This is a genomic window from Dyella humi (assembly GCF_044904605.1).
In the GTDB taxonomy this organism is placed as follows: domain Bacteria; phylum Pseudomonadota; class Gammaproteobacteria; order Xanthomonadales; family Rhodanobacteraceae; genus Dyella_B; species Dyella_B humi.
The window spans coordinates 917169-939399 of sequence record NZ_JADIKI010000021.1 but is presented as its reverse complement, the minus strand read 5'-3'; the positions used below and the strand labels follow the sequence as shown (position 1 = coordinate 939399).

The window sequence follows — 22231 nt, the reverse complement described above, 5'->3', positions numbered from 1 at the left end:
CTACTGTCCTTTGGTAGGCTCTATTTAGGAAAGTTGGCGAGCGTGATGGGCACGGTTCCAGCACGCTCGCCAGGGGCTTGGTAATGACTGTTGTTAGTAATTTCCAGATACGAAAATCGCCGTTGGCCTATAACGCGATTGGCTTTTGCAATCGAACACGATGAAAGGCGTGCAATGTGATTGAGCGCGCAATCGATAGCGTTCATCGTTGGTACGAGTACTGAAGATGTTGTCGGGGCAAAAATCTTATAAATTGAATTGTCGTGCGTGATCGATGGATCTCCGCCTGAAATCGCGTCCATGTCACGTTTTATGACTACTTTTTCGATAGAACGCATGGAGAAATACGATCGCTGCAGGGACGACTGATGCTTGCAAGCTGATATGTCTTGCGTATGTCCCAACTAAAACGCAGCGGAAATAATATTACTCATGAGAAACATAAGTACTTATGTCGAAAATATTTACTCAAATAAATAAGTGGCGTTTCACTCAGCAGTCGATCCTGCTGAATGAAAGAACGCTAGCCAAGCATAAAGCACTGCATGTGCGCGAAAAATCGATCGTTATGTCGACAATGCCTATTCATTGCATGTGTCGGATGGGAAATATGATTTCCAGGCATGAACAAGGCGGACACAAAGCGTTTAGACGGCAAGCCTAGTCTAGTGATTCCGTTTGGAGGACCTATTCAGATGCGCTTGCTCATCGCTTTGCTGATATTGACTGCAATTCTTCTAGGCTTAGTCCATCAGGCTTCATATGCCGACAGTGGTCGATCCGATGGCCCTCATTACCGTGTTATCGAATCGATTCCAGGTCCTGATGGGTCGTTCGACCACCTATCTATCGATGCGCGCGCTGGGCAACTATATTTGGCGCGAGGCGACGGTGTGATGAAGCTTGACCTATTTACAGGTGACATCACCCGGACATTTGTGAAGGGTGAGCACGTCAACGACGTGATCGTACTGCCCGGTGGAAGGTTGCTGAGTACCAACGAAGGAACGAATACTGCGGTTATCTCAGAACAGAGCAACGGAGCCCAGATATTTCGCATCCCCACGGGAAAAGGCCCTGACGTAGCGGTCTATGACACTTTTTCCAAGCTTGCGTATGTCATGGATAGTGATGATGGAACTGTGACCGTGATCGATCCAGCAGCCGGGAAGTTGTTGAATGACATTTCGGTTGGCGGGAAGCTTGAGTTTGCTGTCTCCGATGGCGCTGGGCATATCTATATCAACGTAACCGATCGAGCACAGGTCGCTGTGCTGGATACGAAGAGTCGGAAGGTGGTTGGCTATTACACGCTACCTGGTTGTAGTCAACCGACGGGTCTAGGCATTGACCCAAGCGAGAACATACTCGTGTCTGCGTGCCGCAACCGAAAAGCCGTTGCACTGCGTGCCAAGACCGGTTCGTTCATGACTTCCTTCGATATCGACAAAATCCCTGATGACGTGATCTTCGATGCGAAAAGGAAACGTTTCATCATACCCTGTGCGCTCGAAGGTACTCTATTTGCCATTCCAGAGACCAGTACAGGGCTTGGTATTGCCGATAGAACGACCACCGCAGTCGGGGCACGTACAGGTGCGTTAGACACCAGAACCGGTTGGCTCTATCTACCCACTGCGGACTACACCATCGGGCTGACAGGCTTCAAGCAAAAGGATGGAACTTTCCGAATTCTATTGATGACCATGAAATAGTTCTCTACGCACACGAAGAGCCATGTCATGGATGAATCAGTGCCGACTGACGAGGGTGATCTTTGATGAAAGTCAGGCGTTTTGTCCAGGAAGAGGCATTTCAGTACGTGGCAACATAACGTGCACACTCAGTCCACGAGGTTGGCGGTTGACGAGCAATATGTCGCCGCCATGTCCTCTCACCGTTGAGCGAGCTGCGCTCAAGCCAAGGCCGATGCCGCCTGTTTTTCTGCTGCGTGATGGTTCGTTTCGGAAGAATGGTCGGAATACTGTTTCATGAAGCTCGCTAGGAATGCCATCTCCTTCGTCGTCAACGACTATCACTACGTCGCTATGAGTCGCACGCATCGAAACGCTCACCGAACCGCCATACTTGATGGCGTTGTCTATGACGTTGGTGATGGCGCGTCGAAGCGAAAGCGGTCTTCCAACATACACCTCATTAAGGAGCCCGTGATATGACACGTTTTCACCCGCGTCTCGAAAATCGTCGAGCACCGTGTTGACCATTTCGCTCAGGTTGAAGCGCGTTATCGCTTCCTGAATACCGTCATCGCGGAAGAAGCTCAGTGCAGAATTAACCATCGCCTGCATTTCATCTACGTCGCGAAAGAGTTTCTTCTGTTGTTCTACATCCTCGACAAACTCTCCACGCAAGCGCAACCGCGTCAGAGGGGCTCGCAAGTCATGCGAGATCGCGGCAAGCATTGTGGTGCGGTCAGTTATAAAGCGCTGGATGCGCGCCTGCATGTCGTTGAAGGCATTCATGGCGGACTGAAACTCTACTGGCCCCTTAACTTGCATGGGAGGGGCGTTGACATCGGCGCCGAATCGCTGCGCTGCACGTGCGAAGCGCTCCATGGGTCTCGCAAGGCGTCGGCTGGCCAACGCTGCGACAAGAATGCTTGACATGACCACGAAAGCGACAGTTAGCGCATATCTTAGTCTGGCGTCGATACCCCAGCTACGAAAGGCTGTACTGAATTGCACCCATGAGTCGTCGGGTAGGCTGATGGACAAAGTGTAGCCTTGCATCGCAGCCCCCCTTCTCATTGCGCGCTCTTGATCACAGCCGATTACCCTTGTATCGGGCCGCTCCAGCAACTTTCTTAGCTTTTCCACTCCACCGTACAGTTCGACGCCACAGTCAGCGTTTGGTGGAAGTTCGGCTCGACTCGAATACCAGGCAACGCGATAAAGTTGATTGCTCGCCGCTGCCGCAATCATGGGGCGAGACGTGCGAGGCGTGGTAGCCATGACTCTCGTAATAGCCGCCGCTTGATCAAGCAAACCAGTCTCGATCAATGAGGGGCGTGCCCAAACACCGGCGAATTGCAGGAAGAGAGCATTCAGGCCAATGCAGGCGATCACAGCGATCACAATGTTCGCCGCGAACCATCGCGCAATAGTGTCGCTCGACCACCGGCTAACCAACATCAGACGCGCTCCACCGTCGCCATAAACATATAGCCTCCATTCCGAATCGTCCTGATGATTTCCGGATTGGATGGATCACTCTCGATCTTTCGACGCAGACGGCTAACTTGCACGTCAATGCTACGGTCGAACGCGTCGTGCATCGGCCCTCTGGCCATGTCAATGAGTTGTTCACGACTCAACACACGCTGAGGATGTTCTGCAAACACAACAAGCAACTCAAATTCTCCACCCGAGAGTGGAATCAGTGTCTTATCCGGTGAACGGAGTTCGCGCCGAGTGACGTCAAGTTGCCACCCAGCAAAACGTAGGACAGGCCGACCGTTGGATTTGACATCGTTCCTTGAATTTCCGGCTCGGCGTAGCACTGCACGAATACGCGCTAGTAATTCGCGAGCATCGAACGGTTTGCTCAGATAGTCCTCGGCGCCGAGCTCTAGCCCAACGATGCGATCTGTTGTTTCGCTTACACCGGTAACCATAATGATCGATACGCGTGACGTAGCCCTGAGACGTGCGCAAAGACTGAATCCATCTTCACCGGGAAGCATGACGTCGACCACAACGAGATCGTAAGTGCGTTCCTTCATACACTTATCCATCTCAATGCCGCTTGCGGCGGTCACAACGTCATAGCCGTTCTTTTTTAAGAACTGCTGCAGAAGCGCTCGAATTTCCTCGTCATCATCCACTATGAGGATGCTTTGCATTTTCGAAAAAGTTCCTGATGGAAAGGCGTATTTATAGTTTTTTTTTAACGACTTGTCATTTATTTCAATATGGAAATCATGCGTCAGGAATTGAATAAACCAGAAAAAATCAGGACAGAAAGCGGGCACATGATAGACGCCTCCCCGCGAAGAGTAGGTGGCTATCCGTGCCAGCGTACGACCAACGTGTTAAAAATTTATGCGCTTCTCGCAAGGCGGTTGCCCTACCAGCTACAGCAACCTGGATGCATGAAAAGCGCTTCTATATTTGGGTCGCGTTATTGCTTGTGTGTGCATCCGTGAGCGGGTGTGCAGGCAGCGTTAAGCAGCCAAGTCAGCCTTCTCCGCCATCTCCGGCTGACCCAAGCGAACACTTCAATAGGAAGGTATTTTCTTTCAATGTTGCTTTTGATCATGCCATCACGCGACCCATCGCACGAGGCTACACGCATCTTCCTACGCCCGTGCGTTTAGGGGTGCATGACTTTGTGCAGAATTTAGGCGAACCCGAAGTCCTGGTTAACGACGTTTTGCAGGGTAACGCACTACGATCGCTTACGACGGGCGGGCGCTTCGTGGTCAACTCCACGATCGGCATCGGGGGCTTCATTGATGTGGCCAAGCATATGGGCATGCCCTATCACAACGCGGATCTCGGACAAACCTTTGGAGTCTGGGGTATGGGTCCAGGGCGAGTGTTGGAGATCCCCATATTGGGATCTTTGAATGTACGTGACACGGTAGGCACTGTTGTTGGCGGCTTCATAAATCCATTGGGACAGAGTCCATCGACTGTCGTTACTGCGTTGAATACTGCCAAATCCGTTGGTGGCATCGTTGATGGCCGTGCTCGCGCATTGCCTGTGACGGATCGACTCGAAAAGTCGGATGACTACTATGCCGCGATACGCGACCTAAAGATCAAGCAACGCGCTCGATTCGTCATGGAAGGAAAAGTAGGGTCGGTCAGGTCGACCCATCATGACGTAGAGGGCAAAGGCGAATCCGAGCCAAAAATTGCTCCGTGAGCAGGCAGCGGTATTGCAAGAAATATCGAGGCTTCTCTGACCACCATCCTGTCCCTGATAAGGGATCGTTTTTCCGATGGTCGTCTACGTTGATGTGAAGAAGGTGGGTATATGCCAAACGTGCTTCCGAGAGATTCGTTGATTTCCACGAGATCCGTAAAGGCACTTGCCATCGACCGTCGGCGGATTATGCACGCGGCAAAGCAGTTGGAGCCTGACTTCGAAAAGCGTATCAACTGGTTCTTGTTCGACCCGATTTATGAGTTCGGTGGGTTGACCGGAGAAGAGCTTCTTAAGAACGGTGAAGCAGATCTTCTTCTGGATATGCTGCGCGCGATTGCCGCGGGCGAACGCGATGCGACTCCAATTGATCCAATGTCGTAAATAGGAAATTGAAAGTCAATCAAAGAAAACGCTTTTAACGGCGCGGTATCAAATAGGGATGCCGATGTGCTTGTTGTCTGTCGACCTTCGCCACTAGCCGCCTGACGATTGATTTCACTGCAGGATAAAAGTTCGTGACCGGTACTCGATGAAAATTACGTAGTCGGTTTACGAACTTGCGTCCGTTGGAAGCGGGCCGACGTAACTAGCCCTTGGCCGGATGAGCGGGCTGCCGTGAAATTGTTCCATCGCGTGCGCAATCCATCCGACCATGCGTCCGAGTGCAGCGATAGAAAGTTCATCGCCATGGAGTCCAAGGTGATGGCCAACGAATAGCGCCGGGACGATGAATTCCATGGAGGCACCCGATGCCTCCTTTACGGTGCACTCTGCTTCACGAATACGCCGCAACTCGCGACTACCGCGCAGCGAGCGCTCCAGTGAATCCATGAGCGCGATCGTTCGTGGGTCATGGGTATGTTCGCTAAACCCAGGCATCGACTCACCGCTGCGCAATCGGCGTACAACCGCCATACGTCCATTCTTGCTGGCCAGGATCTCGTGAAGAAAGCGCATGGCACTTCCGTAGCGTTCTGCCTGAAAGCGCTGCCCCTGCGAAGCGATAAGTCCTGTAGTGACTGCCTGGTAAGCCGTCACGCCCACATTGGCAACCGTCCGCACTGCAAAGGTGATGGGATCAAACTCATGATCAGCCGCTAGAACAAGAAGTCGGCGAATAACATCATCGAAGCCCGGCTCTGTCTTGAGCGCTTTCGATACAAACAAATGCAAAGGTTGAGTGCTCGGTTTCGGTGCCTTGACCAACAGCGTCGCACACCAGCGAAGAACGTCGGCGCCCGTCCTTGCATAGCTCTGCGGGGAGAGCTCGTACGAGCGCACATTTGCGCGTTCGATCATAGGGAACATGGCAATCATGCGCTCTGGAGCACTTAGCTCACTAAGACTCGGCCGGAGCTGATGCCACACGTCTGACGCATCCACGGGAGGGTCACTAAACACCGACGCTTCTTCAACTTGCCATAGCAACGCGGCAAGCGATTCGAGCGTGGCATGTTGCGACAAGGCAATGGCATCGTGTCCGCGAAAATACATGCCCCCGGCGGTAAGCAAGGTAATTTTTGTTTCAGATACCAGCGCTGCCGGCGAGGCTGGAAAAACCTGTTCTGACACGGAGCCTGCGAGGCGTTCGACGTCAGCTCTCCAGTACTTGCGTGATCGCGATCCCTTAATTCGCTCCGATCGCAACTGCTTTCTACTCACGTACGCATAGAGCGTCTGCAAGCTGACGCCGAGCATGCGTGTCGCCTCGGTGGAGTCCACATAAAGCTCGTCGTCGGTTGACATACACACCTCTCACATTGATAAAAAAAATCAAGATTGACTACGTAATTGCAAATTACGCAATGTATGCCCGGGGAGTCAATGTGTAACGTATGTCTTTGATGTTGCAGTGCAAAACAAATTCTGCGCCTGAGAAAGAACGCATGACTTACGGGTGGGCGCATACACAAATTGAAGAGGGGAGAAGACCGCAAATGATCAGTCGCCAACGACAGTTGTCACTCTGTGTACGTCACCTTCTATATGGCGGAGCTGCACTTCTCCTGTGCGCGCCCATGGCAATGCGAGCCGATGCCGCAACTCAGCCTGCCCCCGACCAGAAAAATGCGAAGCCTTCGCCCGCGAAGGCCAAGGTTCTGGGAGATGTCACCGTGACTGCACAGAATCGCACGCAACAGATGGAGCAGGTTCCGATGGCTCTGCAGATCGTCACCGCCCAGCAGATCGACACTCTAGCGGCGACCGATCTCAGCAAGATGTCCATCTTTGTCCCGGGTCTGTTTGTCGATGGGGAACATCCTACGCAGCCTCATTATTCATTGCGTGGACTCACTGCAAACGACTTTGGCGTGGGCACCGATTCGCCGGTGGCCGTGTTTGTCGACGGCGTCTACGCGGCTCGAACGGGCGGCGCGCTGCTTGCGTTCAACGACATCAATCGAATCGAAGTGCTTAAAGGGCCACAAGGTACGCTGTTCGGCCGTAATGCCGCGGGTGGAGCGATCTCCATCGTCACGAACGAACCGACGGATAAGTTTGAAGGGAAGGCCGTGGTGCGTTTTGGCAATGAGGGATCGCGATACGAGAACGCGCTCGTCAATATTCCCCTCAATAAAGACATGGCGTTGCGGATAAGCGTGCTGGATAACCAAAGCGATGGTTGGATCACGAATCAAACCAACGGGCAGCACTATGGCAAGACTGACGATTGGGGAAGTCGCATCGTGTATCGCTGGAACATCACCCCCGACACGCGCGTACTTTTGTCCTGGGATCACGAACGACTCAACCAGCCGCCAGCCGTGGGCATGGGATTGATCGCGCTAAGCAACGACACAAACCAGCGCCCGCCGTTCCCAGCCAATCCTGCGACTTTCATCAACCCCTTTACAGCACCGCTCTATAACGACGCTGCTTATGGGGCCGAGAGCCGGCGATTTAATGCCTCGACCCTCACTATCGATCATTCGTTCGCGTGGGGTGGCTTCACGTCCATCACCGCTTGGCGTGGATTCGACTTTTGCAACAACCTTTTCAACAAGCGTTATGTCGAGGTCATCAATAACGATTCAACCACGGTTTTTGGAACCCCATTCGCCACGGTTACACCGCCACGTACCTGGGGTGTAGAGCTCCGCACAAAATTCTGAGATGACATGCATCCACTACCCATTTGCAGTACGGCAGAACACAGTGAGCGTGCGCACTTTTCGTCGATGCGATGCTCGTCGCCACCTGATCTCTATGTGATAGGAACTTCGGCATGAGCGGTTTTAGGGTGATGGCGGGAAACGGTTGCATAGGATCAGGATTTAAGTTGGATTCGCTGCGCCGTGGCGTTTCATTGAAACCTCATGTCATTGCGTGCGACGCAGGGTCCACCGATTCCGGGCCGGCGTCACTGGGCAGCGGAACGCCCAAGCTGTCCAAAGAAGCGTGCAAGCGCGACCTTCGTTGGTTGTTGAAGGCTCGCGATACGCTTGGCGTACCACTGATCATCGGTTCCTGCGGCACCAGCGGTCGCGACGTGGGTGTCGAATGGATGTTGCAGATGGCGAAGGAAGTAGCGGCCGAGGAACATCTCAAATTTCGCGTCGCGACGATCAAGTCCGATCAGGATCCCTCGTATTTAAAGCGTCGTCATGCGGAAGGTCGCATTCATGCCCTGAATCCGGCACCGCCGTTGTCGGAGGATGTTTGGGATAACAGCCATGTTGTCGGCATGATGGGCACTGAACCTCTCGAAGCAGCTTTACTTCAAGGTGCAGAAGTGATCCTTGCCGGACGTGCAAGCGATTCCGCACTGTTTTCTGTGTTGCCGATAATGCGTGGCGCCGATGCAGGGCTTTCGTGGCACGCGGCCAAGACATTGGAATGCGGTGCAGCGTGTGCCTTTGTTCCAGCGGCCGATGGAATGATTGCCACCATCTATGACAGTTGGTTCGATATCGAGCCCTTGGATCTTGGGGCGCGATGCACGCCGCGCGGCATTGCCGCTCATACGCTTTATGAGAACGCGAATCCCTTTCTGCTTACCGAGCCATCCGGAGTCATCAATACCGAGCATGCGCGTTACGAAGCCGTTGACTATCGCTCCGTTCGCGTAAGTGGCTCTCGTTTTGTGCCAGCCAGTAGATACTCGATCAAACTGGAAGGCGCTCGATGCAATGGTTACCAAACGGTAGTGATGGGCGGTATACGGGATCCACATATCATTGGTCAACTCGGCAAATTGCTTTCGCAGGCGAACGTTTACTTCGCAGCGCGTATAGCCGAACTTTTCGAGGGAAAACTTCGGAGCAGTGACTATGACATCCACTACCGTCTGTACGGACGTGACGGGGTATTGGGAAGCGTCGAACCCCGCCACGATGAGGTGCCGTGGGAAATTGGCGTTCTCATCACGGTGACTGCGCCCACTCAGGACTTGGCCACCAAGATAGCCACCATGGTGTCGCATGTGAGCGCTCATTTACCGGTACCTGAGTACGAAGGAATCATCAGCAGCATCGCCTATCCATTTTCTCCACCCGAGATCGAACGCGGTGCATCCTATCGGTTTTCCCTTAATCACGTCGTCTTTCCCGATAACCCGCTTGAGATGTTCCGAACCGATTTTTTTGAGGTGGGATCATGACGACGCTTTTCGATCTGTGCAGTCTTATACGCTCAAAGAATGCCGGGCCTTTCATGTTGACATTCGATCTCATGTTCTCGAGCGCCGAGAACTACGCCCTGGCCAAGCGATCCAATGCGCTTACTCCCAGCGTTCTGGCAGAGATCTACAGCGTTCCATTCGAGCAGATTGTGGTGGTTTATCACGAGGCCGCCATGGCGCTCAAAATTTCCATGCCTCGCCCGATCTTTCAATCTGATCCGGGCGACAGCGATTGCTATGGCGGTCAGCAATACGTCCCACTACTCAGCATTGCCATCTCATGAGCGAGGTGGATATTGCTTCAAACGGCGCAGCTGACGTTGCATCCCGCTTAGACCGGTTACCCAGCACCCCACGACTATGGTCCTGGGTGATGAAGGTATCGCTAGGCGGATTTTTCGAAGTGTACGACCTAGCTCTCACAGCTCTTCTAAGTCCCTTATGGGTGAAAGCGGGTCTATTTCGGGAAACCACGAGCGGATTTTTTGGCCTACCCGATCAGGCGAGCTTTGCTTTTGCCACGATGCTTGGCTTGTATGTGGGCTCATTAGGATGCTCCGTCGCTGCGGACCGATACAGCCGACGCGCCACGTTCCTAGCAGCTATGCTCTGGTATGCGCTTGGCACCGTGTTGATGGGTCTGCAGCAGCATGCATTAGGTCTATGCATCTGGCGCTTTATAGCCAGTATCGGTATAGGTGCCGAGTTGGTCGTGGTGGATTGTTACCTGGCGGAAATTTCCCCTAAAGCGATGCGCGGCCGAGTCTTCTCCATCAGCAAAGCCGTGCAACTTTCGGCCATACCACTTGCTGGACTACTCGCCAAATTCTTGGGGCCTCATGATTGGCTAGGCATTGCCGGATGGCGATGGCTTGCCTTTCTACCGAGCATCGGTGCGCTAGCGGTGATCATGATGCGGCGAGGCATTCCTGAGTCCCCGCGATGGCTTGCATCGAAAGGGCGACTACTCGAGGCCAGGAGTATCGTCGATGCTTTTGAGAAATATGTCTTCGCGCGAGGAGAAATGCTGCTACCCGCGACGGTCACCCCTTCGCCGCCTAAGCAGGATTCGCGCTTTAGTGACCTCTTTCGACGGCCGCATAGAAAGCGCGTGCTGATGTTGATCATTGCAACACCTGCTTCGTCGATCGCTTTCTACGGTTTTGCGCAGTGGGCCCCGACGTTGCTTGAACATCAAGGGGCATCCATTACAAAGTCGTTCCTGTACGTAGCAATGATCGGCGTTGCTTATCCTTTGTCACCGCTGCTCGCTTCCCTGTTTTCCGATCGCATTGAGCGAAAGTGGCAGATTGCCATTACAGGGTTTTTCGTCGCAATGTTCGGCGTATTGTTCGCGCAGCAATCATTCCCGTTGATGTGGGTCGTCCTGGGTGTGCTTCTCACGCTATCCAGCGAGATGAATTCCACCGCCAACCACACTTACCGAAGCGAACTCTTTCCAACATCCCTTCGCGCAAGAGCGATAGGGTTTGTCTATTCATTTGATCGCCTTGGCACGGCCTTTAGCAGCTACCTCATTGCGACGGTATTGCTCCATACAGGTGTGCGAGGCGTCTTTTGGCTTTTGGCGTTCTTCATGGGTATCTGCGTTTTCACTACGCTCCTTTTTGGCCCAAGGACATTGGGGCGTGCCTACGAAGAGATCGATGTCAACGAGTGATGGCCATCCACATCTAGCCGGGCCGGGTCCATGTCGACTCAATGTCGTCCTTTACAGCATCGTCAATCTCTGCCGTAGGCACGCCCATAAGTTCGTTGATACGCCCATGCCGCATCCCATAGAAATGGCCGCTAAGTCTGTATGTGGCAGTCCATGTCACGCGGTCGGAGTTTGCGTGTTCGTAGTCGCCTTCGTACGTAAATCCATTTTTTGTCTTTCCAGAAACGCTTGTCATGACCGTTACCTTTGGGATAAGCCGCGGCCCCAGCATAGTCCTTTATTGGAACTAAAGTGGTGCCAGTCGCCACGCCCGATTTTTGGTGTGTTTTGAACGCATTGGGTCGAACCACGACTTGTAGCGATCGCTTCGCGGGTCACGTCAGCCGATCAATGCGTGGCGCTCGTAAAGTTGCTCACTTCGCAAGCCAAGCGTCTGCTCGACTCCAAGCCTAGCTTTGTTGCTCAGAAACGTCGCTATGCTCGCCCCTGACTTCGCGCAGCAATTCCAGCATCCGAATGCGTTGTTCATTTCGCTTCAAGCCTTGCGCCAGCAGCAACGCTTGCTTTCGGGGCATGGGGATAGGCGCCGCAAGCGGCATTGCTCTCGCGGATCGCCGGAAGATGCCTGCGATGTAGCCAGACCACATGGCAACTCGCGACGGCGGATGGAGAGGGGCGCTGGTTGGAATATTCATGACGGAGACCTCAACCGCACGCCGGGGTTTTCGGACCGACGAATGAGCTCTCGCCTGTGCGTTCAAAGTGCGCCTTCAACTGTTAGTCGGGTGTAATGCGCAGTACGGTAGTCAGGGTAAGCAGAGCCTTACACTCGCGTAACAAACAAGCGCGCATAGTCGATAAGTGCTGTAGAGAAGATCTCGTCCACGGCGCCTCAGTCCTGCGGTACTTTCGCTAACGCTTCCTGAGTTCTCCTCGGTTGACACCGGGGGGCGGCATCAGCCGCTTCGGTTTTGTAAGCAGACCCTCTGGCAGGAGAAGTCATGAGTATCTATGTCAACAACCATACCCCGAATCGCAACCTGATTGATTCGGTTGAGTCCTTTGGTTCATTCACTGTGTTACGTAAGGCGCTGGATGCCGCGGGGTTGACCGGAGTGTTGAGTGATTCGGGTCCTTACACATTGTTTGCTCCAAACGACGAAGCATTCGGCAAGCTTCCGAGGGGCACCGTTGAGGACTGGTTAAAGCCCGAGAACAAAGCCGAATTAATCTCGGTGCTCAAATATCACGTCCTTCCAGGCCATGCATCTGCCGCTGACGTCGGCACCATGTCGCATCCCAAAATGATGCAAGGCCAATCGGCAGCCATCACAAAAGAGGGCGATAAGATCAGGATCGATGGCGCCAACCTGATCGGGGTCGATATTGCTTCGAGCAATGGTGTCATCCATATGATTGACGCCGTCATCCAGCCCGTTGAGCCAGCTACTAAGCACTGATCGGCTGGCAAGCAACACATCATATGTGCAGAGCAGGCGGCTTAATGCGCCCACTCTTAACGACTTATGGGGTATTGCCTTGCACGTGCATCATCCGAGTGTGCTGTCGATCCAAAAACTGCATGGTGAGGTCCGCGACCTGTTGGCCTTTCGTGTCCATCGCAAAATGGCCTGCATCTAAGATATGTATCTCTGCGTCGGGAACATCTCGTTTGTAAGCCCATGCGCCGGCTACCGTGAAAGAGGGGTCATATTTTCCCCACACTACGAGTAGCGGTGGGTGGTATGTCTTTAGATACGATTGCCATTTAGGGTACGCCGCGACGTTCGTGCGGTAGTCATAAAAGAGATCTTCTTGAATGCGATCTTCACCAGGGCGACTTAGGAAGGCGGATTCGTCCGTCCAGAGATCCGGATCGTAAAGCTCGGGGTGTGGATCGGTGCCGACGTGACGCTGTTTTGCTGCGTCGAATGAGATCAAGTTTGCACGGAGCTTGTCGGCATAAACCTCCCTGTTGGCCCAATACTGACGGCGTGTTACCCATAGTGGGCCTAGGCCTTCTTCATGTGCCACTGCGTTTTGCACGACGATGGCGTCGATGCGGTCGGGGTGCATGAGCGCTAAGCGAAATCCGACGGGCCCGCCGTAGTCCTGCACAAACAGTGCGTAATGGTGGATGCCGAGTTCCTGTGCAAATGCGTCCATGATCGACGCCAGGTGATCGAAGGTATAGGTGAACGTCTCTGCAGGCGGTGCGTCGGAGTGGCCAAAGCCCGGATAGTCCGGTGCGATAACGTGATACTGCTTCGCAAGCACAGGTATCAGCTTGTCAAACATCCGCGACGAAGATGGAAACCCATGGAGCAAGAGAACGGTGGGCGCATCGCCGCTTCCGGCCTCGCGATAGAAGATGCTTAGCCCCTGAACATTTACCGTGCGATACGTAATCATGGCTTGGTCCTTTTGTGGCATTTCCCCGTTGTTTTTAAGCTCGGTGGCCAAGGCGTTGACGCTGAGTAACGCACCTATGGCAAGGAAAACTAATCGTTTCATTGGAAAGCTTCCGCAAAATGGATGCAACGGAGATCCTGAGAAAGCCAGAAATCCAATTTGGGCAGCGATTCAATACGCCGCCACCGTCAGCTCTCATGGCATTCGTATTTCGCGTACACCTTTACCAATTCGTCGACGCAGCAGCGTTCGGAGCGTAACGCCGTCCGCGTAGCCGACTTGCTCGGCGATGTGATCGACGCTGTGCTTACTCGTCTTGAGCAGGTGGATGGCGCGTTCGATTCGTAGATCCTGGATGTATTCGATAGGTGTTTTGCCAAGCACCTCGTTCAAACGCCGGGACAAGGTACGCTTGCTGGTTGCCAGCGCATCGGCGGCAGCATCGAGCGTAATCGACGTATCGAGCCGTTCGCGCGCCCAGCGATCGAAACGTTCCACGAGAGGGTCAGCATGCGCGAGGTGATCGCTAATGGCATACGCGGACTGCGATGGACGCGTATCGAATACCAGATACTTAGCCGCGAGCATGGCAAGTTCAGGGCTATTTTGACGAATGAGCCAAAGTGTCAGGTCGAGATGACTGAGAGCAGCGCCTGCTGTTAAGACAGCGCCGCTGGGTACGACGATGCGGTGTGCGTCGAGTTGCACGTCGGAATAACGCTGGCGAAACAACGGTGAGAGCCACCACGTCGTCGTAGCTTCATGTCCGTCAAGCAGACCGCTTTCAGCGAGTACAAAGGTGCCAGTGCACGCGGCAGCGATACGAGCGCCGTCTTTCGCCCAGGCGCGCAGCACGGGTAGCGCGTCGACGATGTCGTCGTTGCTAAGGCCGGGTACGAGCTGATCAGGCATCTTGTAGCCCAGGGCAGGGACGATGACCCATTCAGGAGTCGGTGCTTCGCACACGTCACGCACGGGTATTTGTAGTCCCCGCGCGGTATGCACCTGTTGCCGCACGCCCACTACGGTGACTTCGAAGCCTGGGGTGGACATGCCCGTCACCCGCGCCAACTCGTTCGCAGTGTCGAGGGCATCCAGCACCGTGGCGAGACCGGTATCGAACACGTGTTCCAGGGCGAGAACGGTAATTTTCATGGCACGAATGACATCAATATTGTCAATCTTGACAGTATTTGCCTCGGGAGCATGTTTGTACAGTGTTCTCCATGCGGGGAGACCTCCACGCAATCCTTGGAGAAAACAAGATGATTAAGCATGCATTGTTCGTCCGGCTCGAAGCGAAGCCGGGAAAAGAGCAGGCCGTAGCGCAATTCCTTGCCGCTGGTCTGTCCATGGCAAATGAAGAAGCCACCACCCCGATCTGGTTTGCTCTGCAGCTCTCGCCCACCACCTTTGGCATCTTCGACGCATTTACCAGCGAGCATGACCGACAGGCACACCTTAATGGTCCCATCGCACAGGCTTTGATGGCGCGGGCCGCAGATTTGCTCGCGACCAATCCAGCGATCGAATCGATTGACGTACTGGGTGTCAAGAATCGGTTGGCGCACGACTGATCTGCAACACGGCCATCAGTCGGAGGTCACTGAAAAGGACTTACACCATCAAACCACCGCGTCGACAAACACCCCGCGCAGACCAGAAATGCCGCTTTCACTCAAATTGTGCGCCAGCGTTTGCAGAAACGACGGCAAGCTTGGAATGGTGCCGTTTGAAGAGCCGGATGATGTTCCGTATGACGTCCCAAGCGACGTCCAAAGGTTTTGGAAAACCGTTGTCAAATTGCCGGTGCCGCTTGAAGTGGAGGGCGCGCTGTTCACACTGGAACTCAATGCCTGAGCCAGATTGGAGTATGTCGATGCAATGTCTTTGTACTGCTGCACCTGCTGCGATGCTTTTGGCTGCTGTGGCAGGAGGGCGAGCGGCGTGGTGCTGCTTGCGGCCGTAACAGCGGTAGATACCGTATTGGGTGAGGAGCTTAGTCCGAGCTGCGTCAATGCTGCTGCAACAGCCGAGGCCAGCAAGCTCGCGTTTTGGGTCGAGGAGTCCGGCGAGGCTACTAAAGCTCGTGCGGTCGACTCATTGAACTCCCTTTTGTGATGAGGGTACTGGGGTGCAATGAGACCACTAACGGACTGCGACTGAGTACTGCTGATGCTTGAAATACTCATGACCGCCCCCGTGAAGAACGCCCAATATATTACTCCGGCAATTCCCTGCCGCGCAAAATGTGTCCGCTTTGGGGCGGACGTTCACGCGTGCTATGTCCTGGCCACGTTTTCGCACAAAAGGGTAAAGGGCGCGGATCATCCGCGCCCTTTGTTCTATGCATCGCCCTGGCAACATCATGCCGGCGCAGAATGACAAGTGCGATCAGAAGAACTTCTGCTCGTATTTGAGGTAAATGACACGGCCAATATCGTATTGCGGGTTGATAGGAAAATCGCCGTAGCCGTCCGTTCCGGTTGGGCCAAGAGGGCCGGCCACGCTATATACACCGGTGTATGAGAGCGGCGCTTTACGATTGAGGATGTTGGTGGCTCCAAGCGCGATGCGTCCTTTCCAGGGCGTGTCCCAATTCACCTGCACATCGTTGAAAGCGAGGCCGCCCTGTCGGTTCAGTCCATTCGGCGAGTTGGCCAGGTCCTTGTTGGGATTGTTGCAGGGGAAGACTTCGTTCAACCCCGGGTTGGGCGGGATGCATGGCTCCGACAGCGACGAGTAGTAGCGGATCGTCCAGGTCGCACCGAACTGTTTGTAACTCCAATTCAGATTGACCGTGGAGCGAAAGCGCCACAGCGGGCCGAGCACCGTATCGTAAGCACCCAGCGTGTTGGAAATGATGGGGCCACCGGGCGTGACCTGCTCCCTCACCGAATTGATATAGGTGCTGGTCGAGTCGAACTTGAACTTGCCGATGGGCGTATCGGGGAACAGGTAGGTCAGGCTCAGGTCTTCGCCGCGCTCTTCCACAAAACCCTGGTTCACCAATGCCTGCAACAGATTGATAACCTGTCCCTGGAACGGCCCCCCTGCGGTTGAGCGCTGGAATTGTGCGCACTGTTGCGCATCACCCAACAGATAGCAGTTGTCGAGAATGCTGGTGGCCGTCGGCAACGTGATCACGTTGTGGATGCTGATGCGGTACCAGTCCAGAGTGGCATTGAAGCCGGTGAGATAATGCGGACTGTATACGAAGCCTGCCGTATAGCTCTTGGAGGTTTCCGGTTTCAGGTTGGCATTGGCGCCGGTGAAAAACGGCGTCGTACTGGTCGTATTGGGCGCAGGAACCGGCTGGCCATTGGGATTGAGCTGAGTAAACCCGGGGCCGACCGCCGGCAATCCTGCAAATCCACTCAAGCAGCGCTGCTTCACGACGGAATTGCCCGTCAAGCCGAAGTTGACGTCGCAAGGATCCGTGTAGTTCGTGAAGCTCTGCAACGTGCCGCCATACAGATTGGCGATGGCCGGCGCACGGAAACCCGTGCCATAGCTGGCACGAATCAGCAGGTCGTTGATCGGCTGCCACGACAACTTGAACTGGTTGTTATTGGTATTGCCGAAGTTGGTGTAACGCGAGAACCGATGGGCGAGGTCAACGTCCAGCAGTTGCGCGCCCGGCATATCCTTCAGAACAGGAATGTTCACCTCGGCGTACGCCTCGTTGAGGCCATAGGAGCCGCGCCCTATGTTCTGCTGCAAATTGGTGTTGAGGCCAAGCTGCGTATACAGGTCCGGCGTGGCGCCACCGGAGATGTCGCGGTGATCGGCGCCGATGGCGAACGTCACGTCACCGCTCCCCATGGACTTCGGAAGCGTGAACACGTCACCCGTCAAATTGACGGCGAAGGTCTTCATTTTGCTGTAGGACCGCGTACCGGCAATGATGTTCAGATAGTTGATCTCCGCTGGCGTGGCGCCGCCCGCACCGGAAAACGGATTGAGCGGCACGCAACCGGCGATCACGTTGCCCGGAGTGCCGCATTCCACGACGCCATTGGGGCCCATAAAGGATGGCCCAAGGGCCTGCTCCAGGTGAACCATATTGAGATTGCCCGGGCCAAAGCTCGATTGTCCGTATCGAAAGTCGCTGTAGCTTGCGTCCCAATTGAACTCTCTTTCGCCGAGGCCGAAATCGCCTTCCAGGCCGAAGCGCCAGCCGTATTGCTTGACCGTGTTGTACGCAATGCGATTGGGATATTGCAGCGGCAACTGGAACTCGAGGTTATTGCCCGGCAACGGGTTGTAATAGCTCTGTGAGGAGAGCGTCGGAAAGTAAACCGCCGGGAACGTTCCCACGGGTAGACCGAGCGCTTCCGCCAAATGTGCGCCATTGGCCGGTGTCAGCGAGCTGAGCGGATAACCGCTGATGCTGGTGCTGGAGTCGTTGGTGTTGTACGTGCCGATGAAGGTTGCCGTGATGTGATCGGTAACTTTGTAATCGCCTTTCGCCATATACGACCGCAGACGATTGTCTGGCATCAGCGTCTCGAGGAAGGCCGAGTTCTGGTAGTCATTGTTGAAATAAGGCGACGGATACTGCGAGCCGAACGTGTTGACGTGGTAATTGGCGATATCCAGTCCGTTCTCGCCCATGTTCACGGTAATCGGGCCATTGGCCAATTGCGGCAGGCTAATCGGCAGGCCGGTCGCCGGATTGAGCGCGCCGGTGATGGTGCCGAAAGGCGAGGGGACCGTCTGGCTTTGGGGATAATTCGGTCCAAAACTGAAGAAGCCATACTTGCTGAAATCGCGATCGTCCGCATTCAGCCCGTTGGTGTTTTGTATGGTCATGTTGACCAGGAACGATCCCCGAGAAAACTTCTTGCCGCCAGTGAGGCTGAACTGGCTGTTTTTACCGTCGTTCTCCGGTGAATACATGCTGTTGTACGTATCGAGCTGCACACCATCGAAATCCTTTTTGGTGATGATGTTGACCACGCCGGCGATGGCATCGGAACCATAAATCGCCGAAGCACCGTCCTGCAGGATTTCAACGTGGTCGATGATGGAGCTTGGGATCGTGCTGAGATCCGTTTCGCCAAAGATATCCGTGGTCCATCGCTGGCCATCAACCAGCACCAACGTGCGTGGTGCACCCAGGCCGCGCAAGCTCACGTACTGGCCCACGATATTGCCCAAAGCACTTTGGGTGCTCGTGCCCGAAGAGCCTACCGACGAAACGTTCTGCAGAATCTGCCCGACACTTACAAAGCCCTGTTGCTGAAGTGCTTCATGCGAGAGTTCGGTCACCGGTTGCGCCGTTTCCACATCGACGCTGCGAATCATGGAGCCCGTGACAGTGATTGCCTGCAGCGTTGTGGTTTGCTGCGTCGATGGTGGATTGGCCGTGGTTTGCGCTTGCGTCGACTGCGGCGGTGTACCTGAAGGCGAAGTGGTTGGGGGAGTCGTCTGGGTGTTCGCTGTGGGGGATTGTTGTCCGAGAGTTACGGCTTGTGCCACCGCGACCGTCGTCAACACACAGCTACCTAGGGCTAAGGCCATGCGTATCGCATTGGCCATCTTGTGATCTCGCGCGTTCATGGTAGATCCTCCCTTTTTACTTTTGAGTGTGACTACACGTTTGCTAACTCCTTTGCTGGTTGTTGTTGGTGGTACTTACATGCCCGGTGCGGCGCTGCCGTCGGACCATTTGCCGGCGGCAGATATCGAGAAAACGGCGTCATGCGTGGGTAACCACACGCCAATTGCCGCGCCAAGGCGGTTGCGCCGGAAGCCGACGCAACAAGCCGATATGGCGTGTCTAAGTATCTTAAGAAATAGTTTTTTTCTTCATCTTTGGCTCCCTTGTCTCGTGTCATAAATGGCATTCGAGGCGCGCAACGGCTACCGGGCCTGACTGTGCGTCCGGCCCGACCAGTTGCTTACATCTGAACGACGAACGGGAGGTCGAAAAATCGACATCCGTTCAAAAAAAGGTGAAGAAATAATGGGGCTAGCTCAATCGCTGCCCGCGGCCGCAACGGGGTGCTACCCCGCAAAAATCAAAAACAGATAAGCCAGAAACAGGATCAGGTGTACGCCGCCCTGAAGAATATTGGTGCGCCCACTGGAAAAGGTCACCATACACAGCGCCAGGGTGAGCACAAACAGCAGCAAGTCAGTGTGCTCCAATCCCAGCCGCACCGGATGTTGTGTCAATTCGCTGATCACGATGATGGCGGGAATGGTCAGGCCGATGGTCGACAGCACGGAACCCAGAAAGATGTTCATCGACCGCTGCAGATTGTTCCGGCCCGCAGCGCGCACGGCGCCGACGATTTCCGGCGTAGCCACCAGTACGGCCATGGCAAGTCCTGCCAGCGCGGCCGGCTTACCCATGGTTTCGACAACGTAGTCCACGGGTGGTGCCAGCTTCTCCGCCAGATACACCACCAGTGACATATAGACCACCAGCAGAATCGCATGCAGCGCGAGCGGCGAGTCGGAGGGCTTGGCGTCGGAAGCTTTGCTTTCGTCCATCACCGTGTTCTGTACGGTGAAATACGCACGGTGCCTGCTGGTCTGCAACGCCAGGAATGCTAAGTAAAGCCCCAGGGAAACGGCAGCTACGAAGATCTTCTGTGCCGCAGACATCCTCGGTGGACCCGATGCCGTCACAATGAAATCCGGCATCACCAGGCACAACACGCCCAGCGGAATAATCACCCCAAGATACGTATTGGCTCCCTGCAGGTTGTAATACTGCTCGTGATAGCGCCAGCCACCCAGCAGCAGAGAGAGGCCGACCATGCCGTTGAGCACGATCATGGTCACGGCGAACAAGGTGTCGCGCGCGAGCGTCGGGTTGTTTTCCCCGTGCAACATGATGGCCGTGATGCTGACCACTTCAATCGAAGTGATGCACAAGGTGAGGATCAGCGTGCCATAGGGTTCACCCAGCTTTTCAGCTAACCCTTCGGCATGGCGCACCACGGCTAGCGCCGAGCCGAGCACCACCGAGAACAACCAGAAGAAAACCAGGGCAAGGCGATAGAGGCTGGACAAGCCGCCGAATAACGTATCGCCGAATAAATAGAACGCCAGAGTCGTCAGCACGCTAATGGCAAGAAAGCGCTCTTTGCGCAGCAACGCCAGTACGCCAATCGTCTGCATGGCACTCCCCCGTCAGATGAAGCGGTGGCTACAGGACATACGGCCAAAGCGTGATTGCGCGAAAGAGGTTAAACGTGGCTCCCAGCCCTGTCAAAAGCAGTGGTTAAACCGTACCTTCGCAGTGGATGATCCTAATCTGGAATCACGTGGCTGACCGCTGGCCTGGAAACCGTCGAAGAAATTTGCAGGATGATGTCGATTTCCGAAAACCCCGTTCGTCGTTTCGATGCTAGGTCGATAAATCCGGTTCAAACAAGGAGACAGGCGATGCGTGTGATTGTGTTGGTGAAGGCGACTGATGACAGCGAAAAGGGGACTGCCTCGCCGGAGTGGATGGCTGAGATGATGGAGGCGATGGGCAAGTTCAACGACGAGCTGCGCAATGCCGGCGTGCTGCTCATGGCCGAGGGCCTCAAGCCCACCTCGGAGGCCAAGCGTGTCGCGTTCGATGGCTCCGGCCGCACGGTGATCGACGGACCATTCACCGAAACCAAAGAGCTGATCGCCGGCTTCTGGATCTGGGACGTCAAAGACATGGACGAGGCGGTCGCCTGGGTGAAGCGCTGCCCCAATCCCATGCAGGTACCGAGCGAGATCGAGATTCGGCCGTTTTATTTATTAGAGCCAGGACTCATTGACCGAGCCAAAAGATAACGGTTGCCGTGATGCAGATAGCGCTGAAGAATGTTTAGGCGCAGTGGTCGTAGCGCATTGAGATACGCCACCAGTCTTTAATAGCTTTGCGAACATGTTCTCGACCTCATGGCGCTGTCGACACAAAGTCTTGCAGCCCGCAGCCAATGACTTGCACGAAGAGGAACCTCACGATGAGCATCATCATTACCGCCTTTGAACGCTCGCCCGATGGCGGCAAGGGACTGGCGCGCGATACGCGCGTGCGCTGGGCGCTTGAAGAAGCGGGCCAACCCTACGAGGTTCGCCCTGTTTCGTTCTCTGCGATGAAGGAGCCTGCGCATCTGGCCGTTCATCCTTTCGGCCAGATTCCAACCTATGAGGAAGGCGATCTTGTGCTGTTCGAGTCAGGCGCGATCATTTTCCATATTGCCTCGCGCCATCCGGGTTTGTTGCCGGAGGACGCCAACGCCCGGGCGCGTGCGATCACATGGATGTTTGCCGCGCTCAACTCGGTGGAGCCGCCGATCCTTGAAATCGTAACCGTCAAGTTTGCGGAGGGCGATAAGCCCTGGAGTAAGGAGCGCCTGCCTCTGGTCCTGGATCGCATCCGCCATCGGCTGAGCCAACTCTCCGCGCGCCTGGGTGATGCCGAATGGCTGGATGGCGCATTCAGCGCGGGCGACCTGATGATGGTGTCGGTGCTGCTCAGGACGAGACCATCGGGCATTCTGAATGAATTTCCGAAGCTGGCTGCCTATGTCGCCCGCGGCGAAGCGCGGCCCGCATACCAGCGAGCTTTCGCCGCCCAATTGGCGTTTAACACGGCCCAGCCATCAGCCGCCTGATTGAGT

Annotated in this window: 21 protein-coding genes; 11 read left to right on the top strand and 10 right to left on the bottom strand. The window is 54.8% G+C overall.

All coding sequences use genetic code 11. From position 1 onward, the window contains the following. Positions 1 to 20: 20 nt before the first annotated feature. Positions 21 to 338, bottom strand: a complete 318-nt coding sequence (locus ISP18_RS04815; protein WP_380017529.1) for a hypothetical protein — start codon at positions 336 to 338, stop codon at positions 21 to 23. Positions 339 to 623: 285 nt separating this feature from the next. Between ISP18_RS04815 and ISP18_RS04810 the strand changes: the two genes are divergently transcribed. Then, the gene (locus ISP18_RS04810) at positions 624 to 1715 is read left to right on the top strand and encodes a YncE family protein (RefSeq protein ID WP_380017527.1); all 1092 of its coding nucleotides are present in this window, start codon (positions 624 to 626) and stop codon (positions 1713 to 1715) included. A gap of 72 nt (positions 1716 to 1787) precedes the next feature. Here the strand turns inward: ISP18_RS04810 and ISP18_RS04805 are convergent, their stop codons facing one another. Then, a complete protein-coding gene (locus tag ISP18_RS04805; protein WP_380017525.1) occupies positions 1788 to 3095 on the bottom strand; it encodes a HAMP domain-containing sensor histidine kinase in 1308 nt (435 codons plus the stop codon). A gap of 56 nt (positions 3096 to 3151) precedes the next feature. After that, on the bottom strand, positions 3152 to 3862 hold the full coding sequence (locus ISP18_RS04800) for a response regulator (protein ID WP_380017618.1): 711 nt from the start codon (positions 3860 to 3862) through the stop codon (positions 3152 to 3154). Between the two features lie 245 nt (positions 3863 to 4107). Between ISP18_RS04800 and ISP18_RS04795 the strand changes: the two genes are divergently transcribed. Further along, positions 4108 to 4890 (top strand): MlaA family lipoprotein, encoded by a 783-nt coding sequence (locus ISP18_RS04795; protein ID WP_380017523.1) that lies wholly within the window; start codon positions 4108 to 4110, stop codon positions 4888 to 4890. Between the two features lie 111 nt (positions 4891 to 5001). Further along, a complete protein-coding gene (locus ISP18_RS04790; RefSeq protein ID WP_380017521.1) occupies positions 5002 to 5274 on the top strand; it encodes a hypothetical protein in 273 nt (90 codons plus the stop codon). A 168-nt stretch (positions 5275 to 5442) separates the two neighbouring features. On the opposite strand, the gene ISP18_RS04785 is transcribed toward ISP18_RS04790, so the two are convergent. Continuing rightward, entirely contained in the window at positions 5443 to 6639 is a 1197-nt protein-coding gene (locus ISP18_RS04785; RefSeq protein WP_380017519.1) for a citrate/2-methylcitrate synthase, read from the bottom strand. Positions 6640 to 6911: 272 nt separating this feature from the next. Between ISP18_RS04785 and ISP18_RS04780 the strand changes: the two genes are divergently transcribed. From ISP18_RS04780 to ISP18_RS04765, 4 genes are all read left to right on the top strand, one after another. Continuing rightward, on the top strand, positions 6912 to 8006 hold the full coding sequence (locus ISP18_RS04780) for a TonB-dependent receptor (RefSeq protein WP_380017517.1): 1095 nt from the start codon (positions 6912 to 6914) through the stop codon (positions 8004 to 8006). Between the two features lie 113 nt (positions 8007 to 8119). Continuing rightward, the gene (locus ISP18_RS04775; protein WP_380017515.1) at positions 8120 to 9493 is read left to right on the top strand and encodes an acyclic terpene utilization AtuA family protein; all 1374 of its coding nucleotides are present in this window, start codon (positions 8120 to 8122) and stop codon (positions 9491 to 9493) included. Beyond that, positions 9490 to 9798, top strand: coding sequence for a DUF4387 domain-containing protein (locus ISP18_RS04770; protein ID WP_380017513.1), 309 nt, complete (start codon positions 9490 to 9492; stop codon positions 9796 to 9798). The genes ISP18_RS04775 and ISP18_RS04770 overlap by 4 nt, the downstream gene beginning before the upstream one ends. Next, entirely contained in the window at positions 9795 to 11195 is a 1401-nt protein-coding gene (locus ISP18_RS04765) for an MFS transporter (RefSeq protein WP_380017511.1), read from the top strand. Before ISP18_RS04770 ends, ISP18_RS04765 begins: the two co-directional genes overlap by 4 nt. A gap of 449 nt (positions 11196 to 11644) precedes the next feature. Here ISP18_RS04765 and ISP18_RS04760 read toward each other — a convergent pair whose 3' ends face one another. Continuing rightward, a complete protein-coding gene (locus ISP18_RS04760; protein ID WP_380017509.1) occupies positions 11645 to 11890 on the bottom strand; it encodes a hypothetical protein in 246 nt (81 codons plus the stop codon). A 306-nt stretch (positions 11891 to 12196) separates the two neighbouring features. On the opposite strand from ISP18_RS04760, the gene ISP18_RS04755 reads away from it, so the two are divergent. Then, positions 12197 to 12655: a fasciclin domain-containing protein gene (locus ISP18_RS04755; RefSeq protein ID WP_380017507.1), complete on the top strand. Its 459-nt coding sequence runs from the start codon at positions 12197 to 12199 to the stop codon at positions 12653 to 12655. Between the two features lie 64 nt (positions 12656 to 12719). Here the strand turns inward: ISP18_RS04755 and ISP18_RS04750 are convergent, their stop codons facing one another. Both ISP18_RS04750 and ISP18_RS04745 read right to left on the bottom strand, forming a co-directional pair. Then, positions 12720 to 13709: an alpha/beta fold hydrolase gene (locus ISP18_RS04750; RefSeq protein WP_380017505.1), complete on the bottom strand. Its 990-nt coding sequence runs from the start codon at positions 13707 to 13709 to the stop codon at positions 12720 to 12722. 93 nt (positions 13710 to 13802) lie between these two features. Continuing rightward, the gene (locus tag ISP18_RS04745) at positions 13803 to 14762 is read right to left on the bottom strand and encodes a GlxA family transcriptional regulator (protein ID WP_380017503.1); all 960 of its coding nucleotides are present in this window, start codon (positions 14760 to 14762) and stop codon (positions 13803 to 13805) included. Positions 14763 to 14872: 110 nt separating this feature from the next. On the opposite strand from ISP18_RS04745, the gene ISP18_RS04740 reads away from it, so the two are divergent. Further along, complete coding sequence (locus ISP18_RS04740; RefSeq protein ID WP_380017501.1) at positions 14873 to 15184, top strand: putative quinol monooxygenase; 312 nt, start codon at positions 14873 to 14875, stop codon at positions 15182 to 15184. Between the two features lie 48 nt (positions 15185 to 15232). Here ISP18_RS04740 and ISP18_RS04735 read toward each other — a convergent pair whose 3' ends face one another. The 3 genes from ISP18_RS04735 to ISP18_RS04725 form a co-directional block, all read right to left on the bottom strand. Further along, positions 15233 to 15799 (bottom strand): hypothetical protein, encoded by a 567-nt coding sequence (locus ISP18_RS04735; protein WP_380017499.1) that lies wholly within the window; start codon positions 15797 to 15799, stop codon positions 15233 to 15235. Between the two features lie 202 nt (positions 15800 to 16001). Then, the gene (locus tag ISP18_RS04730; protein ID WP_380017497.1) at positions 16002 to 19172 is read right to left on the bottom strand and encodes a TonB-dependent receptor plug domain-containing protein; all 3171 of its coding nucleotides are present in this window, start codon (positions 19170 to 19172) and stop codon (positions 16002 to 16004) included. A gap of 447 nt (positions 19173 to 19619) precedes the next feature. Further along, positions 19620 to 20744: a calcium:proton antiporter gene (locus ISP18_RS04725; protein ID WP_380017495.1), complete on the bottom strand. Its 1125-nt coding sequence runs from the start codon at positions 20742 to 20744 to the stop codon at positions 19620 to 19622. A gap of 267 nt (positions 20745 to 21011) precedes the next feature. Between ISP18_RS04725 and ISP18_RS04720 the strand changes: the two genes are divergently transcribed. Further along, on the top strand, positions 21012 to 21398 hold the full coding sequence (locus ISP18_RS04720; protein ID WP_380017493.1) for a YciI family protein: 387 nt from the start codon (positions 21012 to 21014) through the stop codon (positions 21396 to 21398). A gap of 173 nt (positions 21399 to 21571) precedes the next feature. Then, a complete protein-coding gene (locus ISP18_RS04715; RefSeq protein ID WP_380017491.1) occupies positions 21572 to 22225 on the top strand; it encodes a glutathione S-transferase family protein in 654 nt (217 codons plus the stop codon). Positions 22226 to 22231: the final 6 nt, after the last annotated feature.

Coding starts and splice junctions, on each gene's coding strand:
- ISP18_RS04815 (WP_380017529.1), bottom strand. CDS start 338: ATGCGTTCTATCGAAAAAGTAGTCATAAAACGTGACATGGACGCGATT.
- ISP18_RS04810 (WP_380017527.1), top strand. CDS start 624: ATGAACAAGGCGGACACAAAGCGTTTAGACGGCAAGCCTAGTCTAGTG.
- ISP18_RS04800 (WP_380017618.1), bottom strand. CDS start 3,862: ATGCAAAGCATCCTCATAGTGGATGATGACGAGGAAATTCGAGCGCTT.
- ISP18_RS04795 (WP_380017523.1), top strand. CDS start 4,108: ATGCATGAAAAGCGCTTCTATATTTGGGTCGCGTTATTGCTTGTGTGT.
- ISP18_RS04790 (WP_380017521.1), top strand. CDS start 5,002: ATGCCAAACGTGCTTCCGAGAGATTCGTTGATTTCCACGAGATCCGTA.
- ISP18_RS04785 (WP_380017519.1), bottom strand. CDS start 6,639: ATGTCAACCGACGACGAGCTTTATGTGGACTCCACCGAGGCGACACGC.
- ISP18_RS04780 (WP_380017517.1), top strand. CDS start 6,912: ATGGCAATGCGAGCCGATGCCGCAACTCAGCCTGCCCCCGACCAGAAA.
- ISP18_RS04775 (WP_380017515.1), top strand. CDS start 8,120: ATGAGCGGTTTTAGGGTGATGGCGGGAAACGGTTGCATAGGATCAGGA.
- ISP18_RS04770 (WP_380017513.1), top strand. CDS start 9,490: ATGACGACGCTTTTCGATCTGTGCAGTCTTATACGCTCAAAGAATGCC.
- ISP18_RS04765 (WP_380017511.1), top strand. CDS start 9,795: ATGAGCGAGGTGGATATTGCTTCAAACGGCGCAGCTGACGTTGCATCC.
- ISP18_RS04760 (WP_380017509.1), bottom strand. CDS start 11,890: ATGAATATTCCAACCAGCGCCCCTCTCCATCCGCCGTCGCGAGTTGCC.
- ISP18_RS04755 (WP_380017507.1), top strand. CDS start 12,197: ATGAGTATCTATGTCAACAACCATACCCCGAATCGCAACCTGATTGAT.
- ISP18_RS04750 (WP_380017505.1), bottom strand. CDS start 13,709: ATGAAACGATTAGTTTTCCTTGCCATAGGTGCGTTACTCAGCGTCAAC.
- ISP18_RS04745 (WP_380017503.1), bottom strand. CDS start 14,762: ATGAAAATTACCGTTCTCGCCCTGGAACACGTGTTCGATACCGGTCTC.
- ISP18_RS04740 (WP_380017501.1), top strand. CDS start 14,873: ATGATTAAGCATGCATTGTTCGTCCGGCTCGAAGCGAAGCCGGGAAAA.
- ISP18_RS04735 (WP_380017499.1), bottom strand. CDS start 15,799: ATGAGTATTTCAAGCATCAGCAGTACTCAGTCGCAGTCCGTTAGTGGT.
- ISP18_RS04730 (WP_380017497.1), bottom strand. CDS start 19,172: ATGAACGCGCGAGATCACAAGATGGCCAATGCGATACGCATGGCCTTA.
- ISP18_RS04725 (WP_380017495.1), bottom strand. CDS start 20,744: ATGCAGACGATTGGCGTACTGGCGTTGCTGCGCAAAGAGCGCTTTCTT.
- ISP18_RS04720 (WP_380017493.1), top strand. CDS start 21,012: ATGCGTGTGATTGTGTTGGTGAAGGCGACTGATGACAGCGAAAAGGGG.
- ISP18_RS04715 (WP_380017491.1), top strand. CDS start 21,572: ATGAGCATCATCATTACCGCCTTTGAACGCTCGCCCGATGGCGGCAAG.